The organism is Halioglobus sp. Uisw_031 (assembly GCF_047729875.1).
In the GTDB taxonomy this organism is placed as follows: domain Bacteria; phylum Pseudomonadota; class Gammaproteobacteria; order Pseudomonadales; family Halieaceae; genus Marimicrobium.
In genome coordinates this window covers 2,255,066-2,273,891 of record NZ_CP159826.1, presented here as the reverse complement: position 1 = coordinate 2,273,891, position 18,826 = coordinate 2,255,066, and the positions used below count along the sequence as shown (strand labels likewise).

The 18,826-nt window shown below is 49.8% G+C and carries 18 protein-coding genes and 2 pseudogenes; 14 read left to right on the top strand and 6 right to left on the bottom strand.

The window, feature by feature from the left end; all coding sequences use genetic code 11:
- The first annotated feature begins 12 nt into the window (after positions 1–12).
- The 3 genes and pseudogenes from ABXT62_RS10310 to ABXT62_RS10300 form a co-directional block, all read left to right on the top strand.
- Entirely contained in the window at positions 13–1,287 is a 1,275-nt protein-coding gene (locus tag ABXT62_RS10310; RefSeq protein ID WP_415355172.1) for a flippase, read from the top strand.
- Positions 1,284–2,480, top strand: a complete 1,197-nt coding sequence (locus tag ABXT62_RS10305; RefSeq protein WP_415355171.1) for a polysaccharide pyruvyl transferase family protein — start codon at positions 1,284–1,286, stop codon at positions 2,478–2,480. The genes ABXT62_RS10310 and ABXT62_RS10305 overlap by 4 nt, the downstream gene beginning before the upstream one ends.
- Before the next feature lie 49 nt (positions 2,481–2,529).
- Positions 2,530–2,733: pseudogene (locus tag ABXT62_RS10300) on the top strand (transposase); the annotation flags it as partial.
- Here the strand turns inward: ABXT62_RS10300 and ABXT62_RS10295 are convergent.
- On the bottom strand, positions 2,721–3,326 hold the full coding sequence (locus ABXT62_RS10295) for a Gfo/Idh/MocA family oxidoreductase (RefSeq protein ID WP_415355170.1): 606 nt from the start codon (positions 3,324–3,326) through the stop codon (positions 2,721–2,723). The pseudogene ABXT62_RS10300 and the gene ABXT62_RS10295 overlap by 13 nt on opposite strands.
- A gap of 205 nt (positions 3,327–3,531) precedes the next feature.
- Positions 3,532–4,167, bottom strand: coding sequence for a zinc-binding dehydrogenase (locus ABXT62_RS10290; RefSeq protein WP_415355169.1), 636 nt, complete (start codon positions 4,165–4,167; stop codon positions 3,532–3,534).
- A 682-nt stretch (positions 4,168–4,849) separates the two neighbouring features.
- On the opposite strand from ABXT62_RS10290, the gene ABXT62_RS10285 reads away from it, so the two are divergent.
- A complete protein-coding gene (locus ABXT62_RS10285) occupies positions 4,850–6,016 on the top strand; it encodes a glycosyltransferase (protein WP_415355168.1) in 1,167 nt (388 codons plus the stop codon).
- A gap of 26 nt (positions 6,017–6,042) precedes the next feature.
- On the opposite strand, the pseudogene ABXT62_RS10280 reads toward ABXT62_RS10285, so the two are convergent.
- Together ABXT62_RS10280 and ABXT62_RS10275 are read right to left on the bottom strand one after the other, a co-directional pair.
- Positions 6,043–6,243: pseudogene (locus ABXT62_RS10280) on the bottom strand (MAPEG family protein); the annotation flags it as partial.
- A 314-nt stretch (positions 6,244–6,557) separates the two neighbouring features.
- Positions 6,558–6,956, bottom strand: coding sequence for a hypothetical protein (locus tag ABXT62_RS10275; protein ID WP_415355167.1), 399 nt, complete (start codon positions 6,954–6,956; stop codon positions 6,558–6,560).
- Between the two features lie 48 nt (positions 6,957–7,004).
- Here ABXT62_RS10275 and ABXT62_RS10270 point away from each other — a divergent pair, with 48 nt between their 5' ends.
- Entirely contained in the window at positions 7,005–7,343 is a 339-nt protein-coding gene (locus ABXT62_RS10270; RefSeq protein WP_415355166.1) for a hypothetical protein, read from the top strand.
- Between the two features lie 82 nt (positions 7,344–7,425).
- A complete protein-coding gene (locus ABXT62_RS10265) occupies positions 7,426–8,238 on the top strand; it encodes a class I SAM-dependent methyltransferase (RefSeq protein ID WP_415355165.1) in 813 nt (270 codons plus the stop codon).
- A gap of 138 nt (positions 8,239–8,376) precedes the next feature.
- Here the strand turns inward: ABXT62_RS10265 and ABXT62_RS10260 are convergent, their stop codons facing one another.
- Together ABXT62_RS10260 and ABXT62_RS10255 are read right to left on the bottom strand one after the other, a co-directional pair.
- Positions 8,377–10,332, bottom strand: coding sequence for a PQQ-binding-like beta-propeller repeat protein (locus ABXT62_RS10260; protein WP_415355164.1), 1,956 nt, complete (start codon positions 10,330–10,332; stop codon positions 8,377–8,379).
- An 82-nt stretch (positions 10,333–10,414) separates the two neighbouring features.
- Entirely contained in the window at positions 10,415–11,221 is an 807-nt protein-coding gene (locus tag ABXT62_RS10255) for an acetoacetate decarboxylase family protein (RefSeq protein WP_415355163.1), read from the bottom strand.
- 142 nt (positions 11,222–11,363) lie between these two features.
- On the opposite strand from ABXT62_RS10255, the gene ABXT62_RS10250 reads away from it, so the two are divergent.
- The 8 genes from ABXT62_RS10250 to ABXT62_RS10215 all read left to right on the top strand — a co-directional run bounded on the left by ABXT62_RS10250 (position 11,364) and on the right by ABXT62_RS10215 (position 18,779).
- Positions 11,364–12,371: an AraC family transcriptional regulator ligand-binding domain-containing protein gene (locus tag ABXT62_RS10250; protein WP_415355162.1), complete on the top strand. Its 1,008-nt coding sequence runs from the start codon at positions 11,364–11,366 to the stop codon at positions 12,369–12,371.
- Between the two features lie 155 nt (positions 12,372–12,526).
- The gene (locus ABXT62_RS10245) at positions 12,527–13,381 is read left to right on the top strand and encodes a type 1 glutamine amidotransferase domain-containing protein (RefSeq protein ID WP_415355161.1); all 855 of its coding nucleotides are present in this window, start codon (positions 12,527–12,529) and stop codon (positions 13,379–13,381) included.
- Between the two features lie 2 nt (positions 13,382–13,383).
- Positions 13,384–13,761 (top strand): hypothetical protein, encoded by a 378-nt coding sequence (locus tag ABXT62_RS10240; RefSeq protein WP_415355160.1) that lies wholly within the window; start codon positions 13,384–13,386, stop codon positions 13,759–13,761.
- A 4-nt stretch (positions 13,762–13,765) separates the two neighbouring features.
- Positions 13,766–15,598 carry an arylsulfatase gene (locus ABXT62_RS10235; RefSeq protein WP_415355159.1) on the top strand — a complete coding sequence of 611 codons (1,833 nt, stop codon included), beginning with the start codon at positions 13,766–13,768 and terminating at the stop codon, positions 15,596–15,598.
- Positions 15,595–16,632, top strand: a complete 1,038-nt coding sequence (locus tag ABXT62_RS10230; RefSeq protein ID WP_415355158.1) for an alpha/beta hydrolase family protein — start codon at positions 15,595–15,597, stop codon at positions 16,630–16,632. The genes ABXT62_RS10235 and ABXT62_RS10230 overlap by 4 nt, the downstream gene beginning before the upstream one ends.
- A 102-nt stretch (positions 16,633–16,734) precedes the next feature.
- On the top strand, positions 16,735–17,175 hold the full coding sequence (locus tag ABXT62_RS10225) for a hypothetical protein (RefSeq protein WP_415355157.1): 441 nt from the start codon (positions 16,735–16,737) through the stop codon (positions 17,173–17,175).
- Positions 17,176–17,270: 95 nt separating this feature from the next.
- Entirely contained in the window at positions 17,271–17,927 is a 657-nt protein-coding gene (trhA, locus tag ABXT62_RS10220; protein WP_415355156.1) for a PAQR family membrane homeostasis protein TrhA, read from the top strand.
- Positions 17,928–18,002: 75 nt separating this feature from the next.
- Positions 18,003–18,779: an enoyl-CoA hydratase/isomerase family protein gene (locus ABXT62_RS10215; RefSeq protein ID WP_415355155.1), complete on the top strand. Its 777-nt coding sequence runs from the start codon at positions 18,003–18,005 to the stop codon at positions 18,777–18,779.
- Positions 18,780–18,826: the final 47 nt, after the last annotated feature.

Sequence of the window (18,826 nt, the reverse complement as noted above, 5' to 3'; positions counted from 1 at the left end):
GGATGTAACTATTTGATTCAAAAGTTTGATTTTAAAATTCTGAAAGTAAAGCTCTTCTTATCTAAATTGAGAAATCATCATACATTTAAGAATGTTGGATATTTAACTTTAGCCAATGTTTTATCTCAACTAATTTCACTTGTAGGAGCCTTTTATATCCCCAAGCTTTTAGGGCCTGCATATTATGGAATTTATAATTCGGTTATTGCTTACGTTGCTCTATTTGGAGTATTTACCTTTAGCGGTTTGACGAAAGTTATCATAAGGGAATCTGCAAAAGACACTTCTAAAGCCCAAGAAATATTAGAATCTACCATTGGCTTGAGAAGCTTGTGTTCACTTTTAGCAGCAACGCTTTCGATAGTTGTTGTGCTGTTTGTTGATTATGAGCTTGGTACCAAGTTTTATATAGCCGTTTATTCATTCTCTCTGCTGATACAAGGAACGCAAGATTCAATCAATACTGTTTTTATATCTCATCAGAAGATGAAAATATTGGGGGCGGTAGCCATCGCAAAACAGCTACTAAGAGTTCCAATGTCGATACTTTTACTTCATCTTGGGTATGGGGTTTTGTCGCTTATTATATTGCACTTGATTTTAGAAATATCTACTACAATTTATTTTTATAGAGCGTCACAACGGATTATTGGTTTCAAATTTTTTAGTAAAATTCAGATATCTAAAGAATATCTTTATAGCGGTGGAAGGTTTTCGCTGTTAAATTTCTTTAATGTGTTGAGCGGTAAAGCTGACCTGGTTATGCTCTCATTCTTAACCACACCAACAAATGTTGGTATTTATGCATTAGCATACCGCCTGGTTGAAAAAGGACTTATGCTAAGGGTGCCAATATCACTAAGCTTATTTCCGTATTACTCTGCTAAGTTTGAAAATAAAAAGCCTCACATCAAAGAATTATTAACACACACCGCATTAATATCTATTCCCCTAGTAATTTTTTTAGTGCCCACTATATTTTTAATTGAGCCGCTAATTCTTAGTGTTATTGGACAAGAATTTATTGCGTCTGCAGATATTTTTAAAGTGCTTGTGTTCTATTTAGTCTTTAATTTTTCTGTTATCCCCTGGGGTTTATCACTACAAACTACTTCCAATGAAAAGTATTCCCTTATTACTGTGAGTGTTTGTGCAATCGCTAATATTTTTCTGAATTTTGTTCTGTTTAGTAAATATGGTATTATTGGCATCGCATACGCTACACTGCTAGTAGAAATAATTAGATTATCAATTACTATTTTTCTGGTGAAAATTAAAATATTATGAGTAAAGAGAACAGAGTATTTATTATATCCGCCTCTGATAGATATAATTTTGGAGATTTATTATTCAATTATATTGTTGATTTTTTCTTATCTGAATATTGTAAAAATAAATATGAAATTATATTCACCAGTCTTTCTGGCAATGATTTACAAAGTGTACAGGGGCATAAAACAGTCGGTCTAACAAAAGGATTAAAGCGTATTGGGGATGGTGATGTCTTAATTTTCGCCGGAGGTGGGGTGCTTGGTCACAAATGGGCGCCAATGTTTTTGCAAGCTGAAGGTGGAAAAAAAATAAAAAAAATAAAGAAATTAATGCCAGATTGGTTATTCGAAGGCTTTATTAAGTTATTTTACTTTAAAACAAAAGCACGTTATCCCTATACAAGATCAATTAATGATTTTAATAAAAGTGTCAGGGTTATTTACAATTCTGTTGGTGGTGGGGCATTAAATGGCATGTCCTCAGTCGAGACTAAACGAGTTTTAACCAGATTGAAAACTGCATCCTATATCTCTGTTAGAGATCAAAATATACAAAATATTATATCTGGAATAAAATCGAATTTAGTGCCCGACTCAGCTATTTTATTATCGGAAAAAATTACCAAGGATGAACTTTACAGCATGGCTGAAAGTAATATTAAGAATATTCTGGATCAGAACTATATTATTCTTCATTTCAATAAAAAAATTTCCAATCGCTATTTTGACGAAATTCAAGAGCTCATAACAGGCATCAAAAATAATTTTAATTTTAATATATTTTTGATGCCTGTTAATTATATAGACAATACTGATATGGAAGGGATGATTTCGCACGAAAAAAACAGGAACTGCACGGTCATTAAAAATAAACTAAAAGTATTTGAGATATGTGCGTTGATTGCAAATTCTAAGCTCATGATTGGCAGTAGTTTGCATACGAATATTATAGCTTGTTCCTATGGTGTGCCGCATCTTGGAGCCACCCACTCAGTATCCAAAGTAAATAATTTTTTTAAAACATGGTATCCAAGCGATAGTGTATTTAATAGTTATGATCTAAAAAAAATATTGGAAATTATACCAAATGCTCTCGATAATAAGTCTGAAGTCAAAAAAAACAGTGAAAGATTAAAGCTAGTAGCTATAGATAATTTTAATAAAATTAATCAGATAATGGAAAGAGAGGCTAATCCCCCTGAAAAATAACTGAGGTTGAAGGTGGAATTTTCTCGCAACCTATACGCAGGAGATCCACATGAAAAAATCACGATATTCAGACAGTCAAATTATGATCATGCTCAAGTAGGGCGAGGCTGAAATCCCAGTGCCGGAGCTGTGTCGAGAGCACGGTATGAGTACGGCAACGTTCTACAAACGGCGCAGTAGATACGGCGGCATGGCTGCTTCGATGATGAGCCGTCCCAAGGAATTAGAGGATGAAAATCGTCATCTAAAGCGTCGGTTAAATCCTATCACTATTTGGCCGTTGCCACTTTCTGATACCAATTTTTGGATTGACTCTAGGCCATCGAGGTGGATTGCTAAGGGTTTTTCGACATAGGTGATTGTCCCAGCTTGCAGCGCCTCTACCACCATGGGGGCATGAGCTCTAGGCCCTGTAGCAATCACTACGGCATCACTGTTTTCATCGGTAAGTAGCTCTTTATAATTTGTAGATGTGCTGGCAAAGCCGAATTTGGCGGCGGCATTCGCTGCAGATAAACTGGTTGCGTTCGCGACTTCTGTAAGGTTGACGGCTGAGCTTTGCTGCAGGCGAGGAAGCAGCATGTTCGATGCATAATTGCCAGCGCCGATCACGCCGAGTTCTACTTTTCCTTCCACTACTTTGTTTTCCTGATTCGCGCCGGTGGACCACAATCGGGTGCTGCTTTCAATTTTATTGGGGTGTTGTAATGCGACTCTAATGGAGGTTTTGTTACCGTCCGCCAAGCCCTGAAAGACTTGCTCGGCATCGGAGAAAGGAAAAACGCCCTCTACTATGGGGTTAAGATCCACGAGACCCTGGGGGATAAGATGCAGAACGGACTCCATGTTGCGTCGTTCGGTTCAGCGTACATAGCCAGGAGGGTAATCAATGCCTTTTTCTTCGTAATTTGGGTCGTAGCGGCCGGGTCCATAGGAGCGGGAAAAGCGCACATCCAGCTCTTTCATATAGAATTCATTCCAGTCTAGGTCCAGCTTGGTTTTGCCTACATCAACTATTTGAGCACGGTCCCGGGCGATTTCACAGGCGAGCTCAACCGGTTTTGTTTGAGCTTTCGCCCGCAGTGATAGCAGTACAGTCGATGCCTATGCCACCTGTCGCATTGCTAATCTTAATTGCAAGGTCAGCGGCATTCGGCTTTGAGGTAAATGTAGTGCCGAATTCCTCAGCCATTCGAAGGCGGTCATCCATCAAGGCAATGCCGACAACATTGACGCCACCAGCCCTGAGTAGCTGAATAAGAATCTGTCCAAGTAGCCCCAGGCCAATTACGCATGCGGTTTCACCTAGCTGCATTTCTGCCTGCCTAAAGCCGTGCATCGCTACCGCCGCTACGGTAATAAAGGCGGCATGTTCCATTGCGACGTTATCCGGTACTGCCACGACAAGGTTCTTGGGGACGAAATTAATTTCTGCGTGATTGGCGCATTCTGCTCCACCACAGGCCACTCTTTGACCAACCTGAAATTCTTCTGCACCAGCGCCAACGGCAATAACAACTCTGGAGATTGAAGAGCCAAGAGGAGTTAACGAGTCAAGTTTGTTCATGACCTTCTGATAAGTGGCAATCAATCGTTGCTGCAGCACTGAATCGACAACCTTTTTAACCTGATCCGGCCGAGCTTTTGCCTTGCCCAGCAGGGATAGCTTTCTCTCTTTGACCTTCACTCCCTCAGTGCCGATTGATATTGCGCTATATTACGGTTTCAGCAATACGCCACCGGGCTTTAGGGCTGGAGTATTTACTCCTTCGATGACCACATCGCCACTCTTATAATTCTGGCTGATCTGCTTAATATTAAACTTCTTAAAGGTTGCAATAATATACTGAGACGCTAGTTATTCTAAATTTACTTCGAGGATAAGGGGAGCACAATCTTAGCATATAATATTAAGCGCTTATTAAACCATAGTAGTATTTGATGAGCTTAAGGTGCGCGTGGTCGAGAAGTAGCACCGGTGGGGCCACGCGGCGGCTCCCGCACGGCGATTTGCGTTCTACGATGTAAAACAAGAAATCCCGTATGAATCTGGTGACGACGTGCTTGTTTTAGAGACCCAGCGCGCGCAGTGTCTTCTGCGAGATAGATTTCTATGCCTTGTGGAGACGCAGCACGATATCGCAGTACGTGCCAATTGGGTAGATCCGCCAGTCCCAATGCTTGTCGAGGACCTTGAACACGGTGATATTGATCAGCCACTCCATAGAAGGTAGAAGAATTAGGCCATGGAGAGGTGCTGGCTACGGTCATCCCTACAGCAATTTCCCACGGGCTGCTGATTAGGGTAGTTTAGGATGTAGGTGGGGGCGTTACTTCTGCCCATACTCATTAGTCAAAGGGTTAAGGCGATGGATCAATTAAAACGCGTACTGTATGTTCACGACTGGTCCATAGAGTCAGACGCGGCGAACGTCATACAGGTGCTAAATATGTGCCAGGCGATAGCCGGCAACGGATACGACCTGACACTCGCGGTGCCCGAATCTGAATCCCAGGGCGAACAGGCGCTCAAGGACACGATCAATAACGCCATGGGCTTCTACCCGAAATTTTCGATCATCACCTATAAGAAGTTTACTGTATTCAACAAGTTCAAGATGCTGTCGGCCTACTTCCCCGTCAGAAGGATCCTCAGGGAATTCAAGCCCGACATTGTATTCCTCCGAAACGTGGTTCTTACCCGGGCGGCTATGAAAACCGGTACGCCGTTCATTTACGAATCTCACAATTCGCTTATGCACAACACCTCGTCATTCCTCAACGACTACTGGAGCAATTATATTCTCAGGTGCGCGAAAAGCCCGCTGATGAAGAAGTTCGTTGTCATCAGCGAAGCGCTGGGACAGTTCTGGATCGTCAAGGGGATGCCAGAGGAGCTCGTCCTGGCAGTCCACGACGGCTTCGATGCGAAGAGCTTTGAAAGTCCCCTAACAAGGGAGGACGCGAGAGCCAAGCTCGAGCTGCCCCTGGACAAGCGCATCGTCCTGTATATTGGTAGTCTCTACAAGGACAGAGAGATTGACAAGATTATCGAACTGGCGGGCGCGTTCGACCAGACCCGCTTCATCATTGTCGGCGGCAACCCAAGTGAGGTGGAGCTCTACGCCAACCTGGCCAGAGAAACCGGAGTCGAGAATATCGAATTCAAGGGCCGCGTCAACCATATCGAAACGCCGGACTACATGTATGCAGCCGACATACTGCTGATGACTTGGTCAAAGCAGGTCAAGACCATCAACTATTGTTCTCCGCTGAAAATGTTCGAGTACATGGCCGCGGGCCGGGTGATTGTGGGGCACGGTTTCGACACCATTAGGGAAGTGCTGACCGACGGCGTAGACGCCTACCTCTCCAACCCTGACATAGAGGAAGAACTGGCGGAGAAACTGCGCATCGCGATCGATTCGGACTCCAGCGAAATCGGTGAACGCGCAAGGCAGAAGGCGTTCAGCCAGTATTCCTGGCAGAACAGGGCCACGCTGATTTTCGACTCACTGCCTTCCCAGTCCACCTGATTGCGCTGCGCGCCGGCAAAGGTAGCTGCCATTCCAATGGAACGAAATGCTAAAGGCCCCAATTCAGTTAATCCCAGATAGTGCGCAATACGGCCAAGCACTAACGCGAGTCCTAGTGCGTTAAGCCATATACCTGAAGCGCCTAGAACCTCCGTGACCATGAGGAGAAAAAGAGCCATTGGCATAGCTTCAATAAAGTTAGCTTGGCCACGCATGCGGCGTACTATTTCTGGATCGTCGCCGGTTCCAATTAGAATTTTAGTTTTAACGCTATTAGGTGTCTAGCAAACCCTGGGAAGTCCACACAACTAATAGGGTTCGCTTGTTTAGGACAGCTTCTAGCAGACTTTATTAGTTCAAGTATAGGAAAAATAAAAGGGCTATCGTGAAAAAAATAGCCTCATCAGTGCGAGTTACCGTGCCTAAAAACATCAAGGCTAGTAGGTCTGCCTCACTGAATGTCTGCCGATGTGAGTGGTCGCACAATGCATATCCGTTTATTACTGAACGATGGCATGCAACCGTGCGTGCCAGGCGTCTTTCAGTAGCGCCCTTGCTGATTTGGGGCTGTGGATTCGCGCCCTGCGAAAAAAGGTAATGGCCCAGGGGGTGCTCGGAAGGGTGGCACCAGGTGCGATAGGGTAGGGCGGCCTTGATCCTTCTCTCGAAGATGAGCCAGGATGCTATCGATGACGTCCTGGTCCTCAATACAGGCGATGACTTTGACGGATCCAGCACAGCGATCACAAACGTCAATGTCGATATTGAAGACGCGCTTGAGTCGCTGGGTCCAGGACATCGCGACGTGCCGTTCAGCGGCTGAGCGAACGTCAGTATTGGCGATTCGCTTCGCGCCTTTGCCGCGTTTGGCCGGTGTAATGCGCCCACGCCAGCAGTGATTGGGCGCCACCACACCGTCGTAGCGAGTGAGGTTAGCCACTTACTGGCCCCCGCAATACTGATGCTCTCAGTGCTGCTATCAGGAAATATGTTAGCACAAGAAGCGGCGACACCCGCTCAAGATAACAGCATAAGCGAGACTCCTGAGATGGAGGTTAACCTCAAAGGTGTGGTGAAGTTCAAGTGGGGCTTCCAAGTCGTCACACAGGGCGCAGGCACACCTAACCAAGCAGGTCTTGGGTTCTTCCTGCCCATGATGGTGAGCGATAACGGCGTACGATTTTTGGACGTCCTTGCTAATGCCAACTTTGCAGACTTCGGTGACTACTCCAGCATTATCAATACAGAGGTTGATGGCACCACGCTATCGACATACGACGCGTATAGGGTCTCGCTGGCTTACCGACGACAAAAGAGCGGACGCTGATGCGCCGAGCTTTCCACAACCTTGGCTGCGCTGCCAGTAAATTAATTCCTCTGCACTACTTTACTCGGCTATACTTCAGTCAATGAAAAAATTCCCCGATATTGAGGTTGTTGAAGGTACCACCTTCGAGCTTCGACCATGGCATCGACTCCCGACGAACAGCGACTGGGTTTGCCTTCGCAAGTGTCGCGAGTTTACCAATCGCTATTTGGCTGTCGCCGATGAATTTCGTGGCTGCCGTATGGTCGAGATTGGTGTTGATCAGGGAGGTAGCACCGCATTTTTTTGGAAGTTGCTGCAGCCGGAAAAGTTGATTGCAATAGAGCTCTCCAGCGAACCGGTCGAGACTGTGACAAATTTTTTGTCTGCACACGATCCAGAAAATCGAGTCGATATCCACTGGGGTATCGACCAATCTGACAGAACGACCGTCCCCGATATTCTCGATCAAGCGTTCGGAGATAGACCGTTAGATTTTGTAGTCGATGACGCCAGCCATTTACTGGTGCCCAGTACTGCCACATTTGAAATGCTCTTTCCCCGACTGCGCCCTGGCGGGCTTTTTATGTTGGAGGACTGGTCATGTGACCACCTCATAGAGCGCGGCCTCGATAACGCAATAGCCAAGGAAGTGGACGGGAGATTTGCCGCAAAGCTGGAGGATTCTATAGCGCGCAATGGCTATCAACCTTCGACGCCGATGAGCGTATTAATTTGTCAGCTTGTAGTGTCCGCCGGCCGAAATCCCGACTGGATTTCAGATATCAGAGTAACCGATGGGATGTGTGAAGTGCGGCGAGGCCCAGCAAATATTCCTCATAACACGCCATTGGAAGCCTACACAGGAACGCTTGGCCGTTGGATATTCGAACCCCGCCTCACCGAGAATGGTTAGGCGTCCGCAACGCTTATCGCATGGGGGACCTCAGACTATGGGCCTTAGGGCGTAACTCATGTAGTTGGATGTTCGGTTCTACAGAAAAAGTATCAATATCAATAAAATGACGGAACCCTGCAGGAGGAAGGCATGGCGCTAGTCAAACATTTCACAGGCCGCAGCCATTTTAGTTGCCGCATCGTCAAGCTTGGCTGGTGTCAGATTAACAGCGCTTTGCTTTAGTAAGTCACCCAGTGCGGTGGCATCCTCAGTCGTCATGTCCCCATCGTTGACTGCCTTGGGAATGGCGCTGCTAGCCTGCTTAAGCAATACCTTTATCTGGCGTATGTCCGTGTTGATGGCTGCCCGTTCCGTTGTCTCATCAAGGGTGCTGGCATTGGCAGCGCGCGCCTGGGCGGCGCAGATAGCGTCGCGGACCAACAGATCCAGGCGAATCGGCTTGAAGCGCGCAATACCGCCGGTAAGGTCCGCCGTTAACTCAGGGTACATGGCCTTGCCTGCCGCGCGCCTCAAGGGTGAATGCGCAACATAAATACTGCCGTCGGCAGCTACGACGCTCATGGCCAGTGAATCCTCTCGACCTTCGGCAAAGTAGCGCAGCTTACCGGTTTCACGGTCTAGCAGGCCCATACCCATATGCAACATCAGCGTTCTGCCCAGCAATGATTTGCCACCACCAATCATAATCACCACACCGTTGGCGGTGACTGTTGCCGTTAAAGCATTGGATTGCTCATCGACATTGGCATAACCATCAAAGCCGGTCAGCTCCGCGGTCCACGTTCTGGTGCCGTGGTCACCCTTGTCGATTATCTGGATCACGTCTTTGGCGGTAACGGCGTAGAGTTCATTGTTATCCGCGGCCACTGTGATAGAACCCACCAGCGGCTCGCCCACATCCACTCGCCAGACTTCAGCTAATTCACTGTCCAGCGCGATAACATGACCCTCGTTATCCGATACATACAAGCGGTGGCCGTCTGCGCTGAGCGCCGGTGTTGATCCGGTGCCGCCCTGAAAGGTCTTGCGGTTTAATACTTGGAATTCCAGACCACCGTTGCCGTCATCAATCAGGTCGAGGGCGTAAATTGCGCCGAGTTCAGACCTGCCGTCTTCGGTACCATCGTCTGCATCTGCCGCAGTAGCGGCCATGTAGATACGGCTCGTATCAGGGTCGATGCTGAAAAAGTTGGTCACCACACCGCCGCCACCATAGATGTAATTGACGGCGGATGAAAACAAGCTCAGGCCTTCATCGGTTTTACCGAAGGCTTTGTCCATCAGTGGGTCGACCTTGTTTAGAATAAAGGTAGGAATCTTGGTGCCTTTACCACTGATGGCGGGCGCACCGGGTATTTGTCCGATCGCTGCGATTAACTCACCGGTCTTACGGCTGAAGGCAAATAAGGCTCCGGCCTTGGTTATCGACACCAGTGAATCTGTCGCCGGATGGTAATTCAGGCTATGGAATTTGATTTTGGCTTTATCGCTGAGGTCCGAGCCAAGAGGGCTCAAACCGGTGGCTTGACTCCAGAGGGTTGAGCCGTCCGGCCGCAGCGCCATCACGCGGTTATAGCCCACGATATAAATGATTTGCGAGCCGGGGTTGTCCGGGTCGTTCAATATAAAAGCCGGGCTGCTGGCTTGTATATCGTCGTCGGCGGGTATCACCCAACGTCGCTCGCCGGTCTGGCCATCAAGTGACACCAGCACCACGCGCTCACCGTGGTAGAACTGCGGGCTAAAGTAGAGATTGCCTTTGTTATCGAGGAGGGGGCCATTACCCACGAAGTACGCAGGCTCTGCCACCCAGTCGAGTTCAAACATGGGCGCGGCGACGCCCCAGACACTGTCCGAGTTGACCACATTCACATGTATGGCACTAAAGGTATCCGGCTCGGGAATAACATCGTAGCTGTGCAGTCCCGCAGCGCGCGCGCCTACCGGCTTCCATTGGGTTTTCTCAGGAGGGCCAAACACTTTAGGGTTGTGAGGCTTCTGGTCAAAGAAGATTTTAAATACTGCGAAGCCAACGATTGCGATCAATAACAAACTGATCACTTTCCAGGTGTTTCTTTTCAAGACGCTCATTGTCGTGTTCACCACTTTGTTATCACTGATACGAACGAGTCGTTAGTCGATGCTACGTTGGTCAATCAATAAGCGGCGTTGCTTATTGCTTACTCCATTCCCATTTCAGAAATGCGTAGGGCGCAAATTCTATGGAATCCACTTCCGCCAGTACTTTTCCGCTGTTTAACATACTGTTATCACCCACGGAATAGAAGCCGCCCAGCATGCGCTCTACCGGCACTTCATGCCAGGGGTCGAACTCGGATGGGGTCAGTTCGATTTCCCCTTCTGCGAAAATAAACGTCTTTGGCCTGAACACAGTTTCTCCCTGGATTAACCGGGGCGGGTAGTCAAATGCTTCACTTGCGACCGGAGAGGGAGAATGTTTGAAATTAAACGCAAGATTAGAGTATTCCCCTTCCGGATTCAAACCTAAGCTCAGCAGTTCATCCATTGCCGAGTTGTCGTTGATCTTACCCGTCAGGTTTGCCTTAACCTTCATGAACTGAATGCCATGCCGTTCTGTCCAGCCCTCAACGGTGTCGCCTTCACGCTGCAATGCAATATTCGCCAGCTTCTTGGGGTAGCCCCATATTTCTCGCCCACCGGCCATGGCCATATCATTTGTTACCGGCATGGACAGGCAGTAAAAACCCTCCTGACCTTCAAAGCTCGCCCTGATCAAAAGTGCGGATTCCTGATACGGAAGACTAAAATTGGTAGACGGATAGTTGGCGACAAAAGCGAGCACCGCAGGTTTCTGTGCTGGTTTTAACGGTGGAGGCAGCAGTTTTTCAATCGCCTCTGGTGTGGTTTCCCAGACAAGCGTCACCATCTCGGCATCGTAGAAATCCCCACTGGCGGGGGAGTTCCCCACAATTTCTTCATAGGTTTTCACGAAACTCACAATGAATATCCTCCGTCAATTCTCATGAAAGTGCATTTAGAATCTTACAGTGCAGGATTGTAGTGCTCACGGTAGAATGGCGTGGAATCATATTCGGCCATGCTGGCTTTCGCCTGCAGGCCAAAGCTAAAAAGAGAATGCGATGAAACAAAATCGTCTACAGCGAGACCTCTTTAAACAGCTCTTAGTGGAATTGGATAGCGCTAGGATTACTCCAGAGCAGTTGTTCTCCCACGCCCGCCTGCAAAGTGCACACGGGTCAAGCGTCAATCAGGTGGCACTTGAAGGTGAAGAAGCGTTTCTCCTGCTCGAAACCGCGGTAAAACTAACGGGCGATCCAACGCTGGCGATACGTTTGGGTCAGCAGATCGGCATTGTCAGTTATGGCGCCTTTGGCTTTGCCTTGATGAGCTGTGCCAGCCTGCGGGAGGCCGTTGCGCTTTTACTCCGCTATGGACAGGTATTTTTCCAGCCCAGCTGGAGTTCTTATGAGCATGAGGGCGGCTTATTGTTGCGCGCAAATATAGCCTGGGGTAATGCCACGCAGCGACAGCTGGTCACCGAACTGATCTTCTCTCAATTTTCTACCGTGGGTAGCACGTTGTATAGAAGCAGCGTCGAGGGTGCTGAGGCGCGCTTGAGTTATTCTAGGCCTCCGCACTCGGCTAGCTATAAGAGTGTATTTCCCGGCCCTGTGACTTTCGACTGTGAACACACTGAAGTGTTTTTACCAGCGCGGCTTCTCGATACGCCTGTTAAAACGGCGAACCGTTCGGAGCATGTGGTTTTTCATCAGCAGTGCGAGGTGATGCTGCGCGGGCTAAACAGTGTTGAGAAAACCACCGCCGCCGTGCGGCAGTTACTGATTCAATCCGCGGGCGACTTTCTCGATATTGCGCAGGTGGCGCAGAGTCTGCATGTGAGTGAGCGTACCCTGAGGCGGCGCATGGAGGCTGAATCGACCAGCTTCAGATCTACCTTCGAGGAAATCCGAGATTTGCTTGCCCGAGAGTATCTTGCAGCAACTGAACTGACCGTTGCCGAGGTAGCGCACCTGTTGGGCTATGCCGAAACGGTTAACTTTCGCCGTGCCTTTGTGCGTTGGAACGGTGTCACGCCCAGCCAGTATCGCCAGCAGCAGGCCGCGTGAATGTGGTTGTCCCTGTCCCTGTCGCTGTCGGGGGTCAGTTGTGGCAAGCCAGGAGGCAGCGGTTGGCCGAAAATGATTCCTTGATGTTTGCTGCTCAAGCGTAAGCTTTCACATTATTCAAAATACGCATAATCATGTGCACTGGGGAACACTCGATGAAAAAATGGTTTTATGGCCTGCTTGGCGTGGCAGTGCTGGCGGCGATATTCGTCCTAGCCTTGCCGACAATCCTGCACAAGGCGGGAATGCATCCAGAATATCATGGCCCCAAGGTTGCACTGCCGGCTAAACGCGCACTGGTAATTACCACCAGTCACGACGTGCTTGCCGCCCCGGGCGAAACAGAAGGGCCAGCTACTGGGGTTGTTGCGTCGGAGCTAACGCATCCCTATTACGTTTTTCTTGATGGGGGTATGCAGGTGGATGTGGCCAGTATCAAAGGCGGCCAGATCCCAATTGCGCCGGATTCACTGGGCCGCGTTTCAATGACACCGGAGACTGAGCGCTTTCTTCAGGATTCGATTTTTCAAGCGAAGGTCGACAAGTCGATCAAAATCGACGACATTGATTTCAGTGAGTACGACATTATTTTTCTGGCCGGTGGTTGGGGCGCAGCCTATGACCTAGGTTATTCCCCGGTACTGGCAGAAAAAGTTAGCGGCGCGTACTACGCTGATAGCAAACCTGTGATCGGTGGCGTCTGCCACGGAGTACTGGGTTTGATCAACGCCAAAGATCGCGACGGTAATTTGCTGGTCGCCGGGCGGCGCATGACCGGGGTCAGTGACAAGCAGATTGAAGAACTCAATATTGAAATTACGCCGCAGCATCCGGAAACCGAATTACGCAAAGCCGGAGCACTGTATGAAAGTCAGACTGCATTTCGTGATATGTTTGCCACTCACGTTGTCGTAGATGATGAGAAGCGCTTTGTGACCGGACAGAATCAAAATTCCGGATTGGAAACGGCGCACAAAATGATGCAGGTTGTTGCTGATCGGGAACAGTAGCCATGGAAAAATTGCTTAAACTATTGGTGTTATTGCCGGCGATCTTCTTTCTAGTCACCGGTATTCGCTGGCTGGTGGCTCCTGCCGCAATAGCGCCTACGTTTGGCCTGACGCTGGCTGATGGTCTCGGGCTCAGTTCTCAGATCGGCGACATGGCCGGCTTTTTCCTAACGCTGGGCAGCTGCATGCTCATTGCTCTGATCGTTGAGCGTCGCAGTTGGTACTATCCCCCGATGATGTTATTGGCGATCACCGCCTTGGGTCGCGTGGTTGCTTGGCTGCTGCATGATGCCACACTGGCAGCGAGTCAGATCGCGGTAGAAGTGATCGTGGCATTGATTCTGCTGGTGGCTTCCCGCCGTTTGCCACACAAGGGCTGAGGGCTTGAAAACGTATTCTTTACGCCGGCTTGCGCGCTGCGCTGCGTTCTGCCTCGGTGGTATCAGTATCAGCGTGTATGGCATGAATGAAAACACTCAGCCAGAGGCGAGCGTGATACGCCCTAACATTGTATTGATTCTGGCAGATGATTTGGGCTATACCGACATTGCGCCCTATGGAAGCGAGGTCAATACACCAAGCTTGAGCGCTCTGGCGGAGCAGGGCTTGAGCTTTACGAATTATCATACTGCGGCGAACTGTGCGCCCGCCAGAGCGATGCTTCTCACCGGGGTAGACAGCCACCTAGCAGGGGTGTCTAACATTCCAGAAATGCTAGCGCCGGAGCAGCGGGCATACGCCAACTATCAGGGCGTGCTGGGGGATGATGTAGTGACCGTGGCGACCTTATTGGAAGACGCCGGCTACCACACCTATATGGCGGGTAAATGGCATCTGGGCATGGATCCGCGCAAGCGGCCAAGCCGGCGCGGCTTTGCCCGCACGATGGCAATGATGGATTCAGGCGCTGATAATTGGGAGCAACGCCCTTATATAGCGCTCTATGATCAGGCTAACTGGTTTGCGGATGGCGAGCGATTTACGTTACCGGAAGATTTTTACTCCTCGCGCTTTTTAGTCGATAGGATGATCGAGTTCATCGGCAGCAATTTACAAGACGGGAAACCTTTTTTCGCCTATCTGCCGTTCATGGCCGTGCACTCGCCGGTGCAGGCTCCCCGGGAATACATCGAACGCTACATGGGCATGTACGATTCCGGCTGGGACGCATTGCGCCAGCAGCGCATGGAACGAGCAGTTGCGCTGGGCATTGTGCCACAGGACACCTCCATGTTGCGCATGGCAACGACAGATGAATGGGGTGATCTGGATGAAGAACGCCGGCGCTATCAGGCTAAGCGCATGGCGGTTTACGCTGCCATGATTGAGGCGATGGATTTTAATATTGGTCGCCTGATGGCGTTCCTCAAACAGCAGGGTCAATACGACAACACCATTTTCATTTTCACCTCGGACAATGGCAGCGAGGCCAGTGGCCCCGATGACCCCCAGGCCTTTCCTAAGCGACTGGCGCCGGAGAATCTTGGTTATACTGTAGATTACGACAACCTCGGCCTGAAGGGCAGCTACAGCACACTCGGTCCCAGCTTCGCCAGCGCCTCTGCGAGTCCCCTGGCGTACTACAAGTTTTATGCGGGGGAAGGGGGTATGCGGGTGCCGCTGATCATCGCCGGAAAGCCTGTTACCCGTGAGCAACAACTGACGCCGGCTTTTGCCTGGGCGACTGATATTACGCCCACAATTTTGTCATTGGCGGCTGTTTCTGTGCCTGGGGAACGCTATGCGGGTCACCCCGTGAAGCCCATAACAGGGCGTGATTTGACACCCCTCCTGTCCGGTAAGGTTGAACGGGTTTACGGTCCCGACGATTCGGTCGGCTATGAACTAACCGATCACGGTGTGCTGTTTGAAGGTGATTACAAGCTGGTTATAAACCAACCGCCGGCCGGTGATGGCCAGTGGCGCCTGTTCAATATTATTGATGACCCGGGCGAGACAGAGGATATAGCGTCATCACACCCACTGCGCTTCCAGCGCATGTTATCTGGTTATCAGCAGTACCGTCGCGATAATGGCGTAATGCCGGTGCCGCGCGGTTATACACCGATAAAACAGCTTGTTTCCAATATATTGCTACAGTACCGGGACGCAGCCATTGTGTTGTTATTAACACTGCTGCTGTTGCTGCCGTTTTATGTCGCTTATCGAATGAAGAGCGGAATGAAGAGCGGAATGAAGAGGACACCCAAACCATGAAACGTAAACACTGGCTCCGCGCCGCCAAGCCCATGCGTACCTACAACGCAATTCCAACACTCAAAGCCATCACAGCATCACTTATCTACCTATTGCTTATTTCCACCCTAACCGCCTGCTCCGACGGCAGTGACAACAGTAGCCGTAGCGTTGCCATCGAAATCACCGACACACCTGGCAGCTTGGCCGTGGGCCGACGCACAGATGTGATGTTGAGGGATGAAAACCGCAACCGCGATATCACTGCCACCTACTGGTACCCCACTGAGGGTGCCAATGCAGGCCCACAGGAAACTGTCGAGGGTGCAGCACTGCTGCCGGGGGAGCGACAGTTTCCATTGGTCATACTCATCCACGGACTGAGCGGGAATGCACCCCGTACCTGGGCCGATCTAGGGCCTCATCTGGCCAGCCATGGCTACCTTGTTATGGCGCCCAGCACGGGCAGCAACTTTCTGGTTAGGGACGACATCATCAATCACCCTGGTGACGCCAGCTTTCTGATCGACACAGCCTTGGGCGTTAATACGGCAGATGAAATCTTCGTGGGTAGGGTGGAATCTGGTGACATCGCCGTGGGCGGCCTCTCCTTCGGCGGCCTAGCGACCTACCTACTCGCTTACGACGAGCAATATCAGGATGCGCGCGTCAAAGGCGTAATCTTCATGGCACCGGCTATCAGTGATGCGCGGCCCGTCAACACCAGCCTGAGTCAGATGATACTGCACGGCACTGATGATCTCACAATCCCTTTCGACTCCAGCCTTAACGTTTATGAGGCGGCTGCACCCACCAAGTACTTTGTCGCAATGCAGGGCGGCAGCCATGCCGGCTTCTCCGCCGGGGCTGACGAGCGTTTTCAAACGGGCACAATGGAGGTGCTGCGAACGAGGAGTATTACGCGCGCCACCGTACTGGCTTTCACTACATCGCTGTTCGCTGACGCGGCTAGCGACCGGGAAGTCGGTGAGCTTTTTCTACAGAATACTCTGGATGCAGAAAACGGCGATATCATCGTGATGTTTGAGAAGTAGGTGGCATCGTCTTTATGCTAACACTGCTGCTGTTGCACCCATTTCATGTTGCTTGCCGAATGAAGAGTGGAATGAAGAGCGGAATGAAGAGGACGTCAAAACATGAAGGGTAATCCCGCGTTTCATCGCTCCTATTCTCGTTGTTCAGTTCGCGCAGGGTGCTCTGGGATGATTATTCCACGAGTTCTTCTCGTTTGCGCCTTACTGTTCACGCCAATGACCTTCAGTGCAGATATTTCCGGAATCTGGAAACACGAGAAAAATCCCGCCTGGATTGAGATTAGACTGGAGGACGGTAGTGGCACCGTTGTGCGCAACGACAAATTTCCTGATCGGATGGGTCGCACCATACTGAGTGATCTACAAGCCGACAAATCCAAAATGGGTCTGTGGCATGGCGTGATCTACGTCGAGAAGCTGGGAGAGTACAAGGATGTGGAAATTTCTCTACCCGAGGCCGACCAGATGCTCATCAAGGGGAGGGTCGGATTTGTGAGCCGTACCGTGGAGTGGGTGCGCGTCGATGAAATGCCTGCGCACTAGAAAGATCAAGTAAAGCAAGTGGACGGGCGCGCTTGGTCAGCCTAACCGAAGAACCACGTTATTACAGCGTCCCAATTGGACTAATAGTGAAATTTATGGCTTACGTGGCACCGTATTCACCCCGAGAAGAGCTTGCTAACGCCGTCATTCACGGCGTTGGTGTTTTGGTCGCCGTTGCGGCGTTGGGGTATATGATGAATGTCGCGCCGGCAGAGCTTAGTACGTGGCAGAAAGTCGGCGTTGTGGTTTATGGCATCAGTTTGATTCTGATGTTCTTGACATCGACGTTATATCACGCGGTCTCTCGCCCACAAGCAAAACAAGTACTAAAGCGCTTTGATCACTGTGCCATTTACCTCTTGATAGCGGGCAGTGCGACACCCTTATTAACAATCGCCATACAGAGTTCGTCGGCTATTGCCGTGCTGATTGTGGTCTGGTCAATGGCTGTGATTGGCGTGTTCTTTAAGGCATTCTTCGCCGGAAAGTTTAAATGGGTTTCCGTTGCCAGTTACCTGCTCATGGGTTGGTTGCTGGTGTTGGTTATTCAACAGTTGTATCAAGCTCTGCCTGTTGCTGGATTCACTCTATTGGTGGTGGGCGGATTAGCCTACACCGTCGGCGTCATTTTCTACGTGAATACAAAAATTCCTTTTAATCACGCCATTTGGCACGGTTTTGTGTTTATTGGCGCGACAAGCCACTGCTGGCTTATCGCAGTACATGTGTTGCATCGTCATCAGATCGCGTAGTGGACCTGTTTCTGCAGGTGTATCGAAGATTGTGCGATTTATTTCAATTTAAAATAGCAGAAAGAGATAAAACTTATGAGCCAAAGCTACCAATCAAAGACTGAAAAACTGTTGACCGAGTTGAGCAATGGTGTCCTGACCATCAGCTTTAACCGGCCCGAAGCCATGAATGCATTGCACCCCGAAATGCTTACCGGGGTCGGTGCATTGGTGGAGCAAGCCAGTGCTGATGATGCAGTGTGTGTCATTGTCTTGCAGGGTGAGGGGCGGGCCTTCTCAGCGGGTGTGGATCTCAAAGTGCTGCAGGATATCGAGCCTGCCTATGGCCGCATAGGCGATCTATTTGACGAACCTGCTAGGCAAGCTTATACCGCGATCCGTAATGCGCGGATACCCGTGATAGCCAAAGTCCATGGCGCTTGCTTTACCGGCGCATTGGAATTGGCGCTGCACTGTGATTTTATTTACACTACCGCGACCGCGAAATTCGGTGATACCCACACTCGATTTGGCCTGCGCCCCACCTGGGGTATGTCACAGACACTGTCCCAAGCCATAGGGATTCGTAAAGCCAGAGAGCTTTCTTTTACCGGGCGAGTGGTGAAAGGTGACGAGGCCGAACGCCTCGGCCTCGTCAATAACGCCGTTGCCGGACAAGCCGAGCTCGATGAACTGGTTGCCACGCGCGTTGCACAAATTGCCGATAATTCTCGCGCAGCCGTTGCTGCTATGAAGGATCTGTACCGACTGAGCCAGCAAGGGCATGCTATCGAAGACGCTCTGGTGAAAGAGTTGAACGCTGAATACACCGATATTCTCGATACCGCAGAACGCCTCGCTGAATTTCGATAGCCGCCTGAGAGTGCGTTTATTCAGTCAATGATGTTACGTGAAATTCA

What these genes read in the sequence shown, in the direction of transcription:
- ABXT62_RS10305 (WP_415355171.1), top strand. Translation starts at nt 1,284, where the DNA reads ATGAGTAAAGAGAACAGAGTATTTATTATATCCGCCTCTGATAGATAT.
- ABXT62_RS10295 (WP_415355170.1), bottom strand. Translation starts at nt 3,326, where the DNA reads ATGGAGTCCGTTCTGCATCTTATCCCCCAGGGTCTCGTGGATCTTAAC.
- ABXT62_RS10285 (WP_415355168.1), top strand. Translation starts at nt 4,850, where the DNA reads ATGGATCAATTAAAACGCGTACTGTATGTTCACGACTGGTCCATAGAG.
- ABXT62_RS10270 (WP_415355166.1), top strand. Translation starts at nt 7,005, where the DNA reads ATGTTAGCACAAGAAGCGGCGACACCCGCTCAAGATAACAGCATAAGC.
- ABXT62_RS10265 (WP_415355165.1), top strand. Translation starts at nt 7,426, where the DNA reads ATGAAAAAATTCCCCGATATTGAGGTTGTTGAAGGTACCACCTTCGAG.
- ABXT62_RS10260 (WP_415355164.1), bottom strand. Translation starts at nt 10,332, where the DNA reads ATGAGCGTCTTGAAAAGAAACACCTGGAAAGTGATCAGTTTGTTATTG.
- ABXT62_RS10250 (WP_415355162.1), top strand. Translation starts at nt 11,364, where the DNA reads ATGAAACAAAATCGTCTACAGCGAGACCTCTTTAAACAGCTCTTAGTG.
- ABXT62_RS10245 (WP_415355161.1), top strand. Translation starts at nt 12,527, where the DNA reads ATGAAAAAATGGTTTTATGGCCTGCTTGGCGTGGCAGTGCTGGCGGCG.
- ABXT62_RS10240 (WP_415355160.1), top strand. Translation starts at nt 13,384, where the DNA reads ATGGAAAAATTGCTTAAACTATTGGTGTTATTGCCGGCGATCTTCTTT.
- ABXT62_RS10230 (WP_415355158.1), top strand. Translation starts at nt 15,595, where the DNA reads ATGAAACGTAAACACTGGCTCCGCGCCGCCAAGCCCATGCGTACCTAC.
- ABXT62_RS10225 (WP_415355157.1), top strand. Translation starts at nt 16,735, where the DNA reads ATGAAGGGTAATCCCGCGTTTCATCGCTCCTATTCTCGTTGTTCAGTT.
- trhA (WP_415355156.1), top strand. Translation starts at nt 17,271, where the DNA reads ATGGCTTACGTGGCACCGTATTCACCCCGAGAAGAGCTTGCTAACGCC.
- ABXT62_RS10215 (WP_415355155.1), top strand. Translation starts at nt 18,003, where the DNA reads ATGAGCCAAAGCTACCAATCAAAGACTGAAAAACTGTTGACCGAGTTG.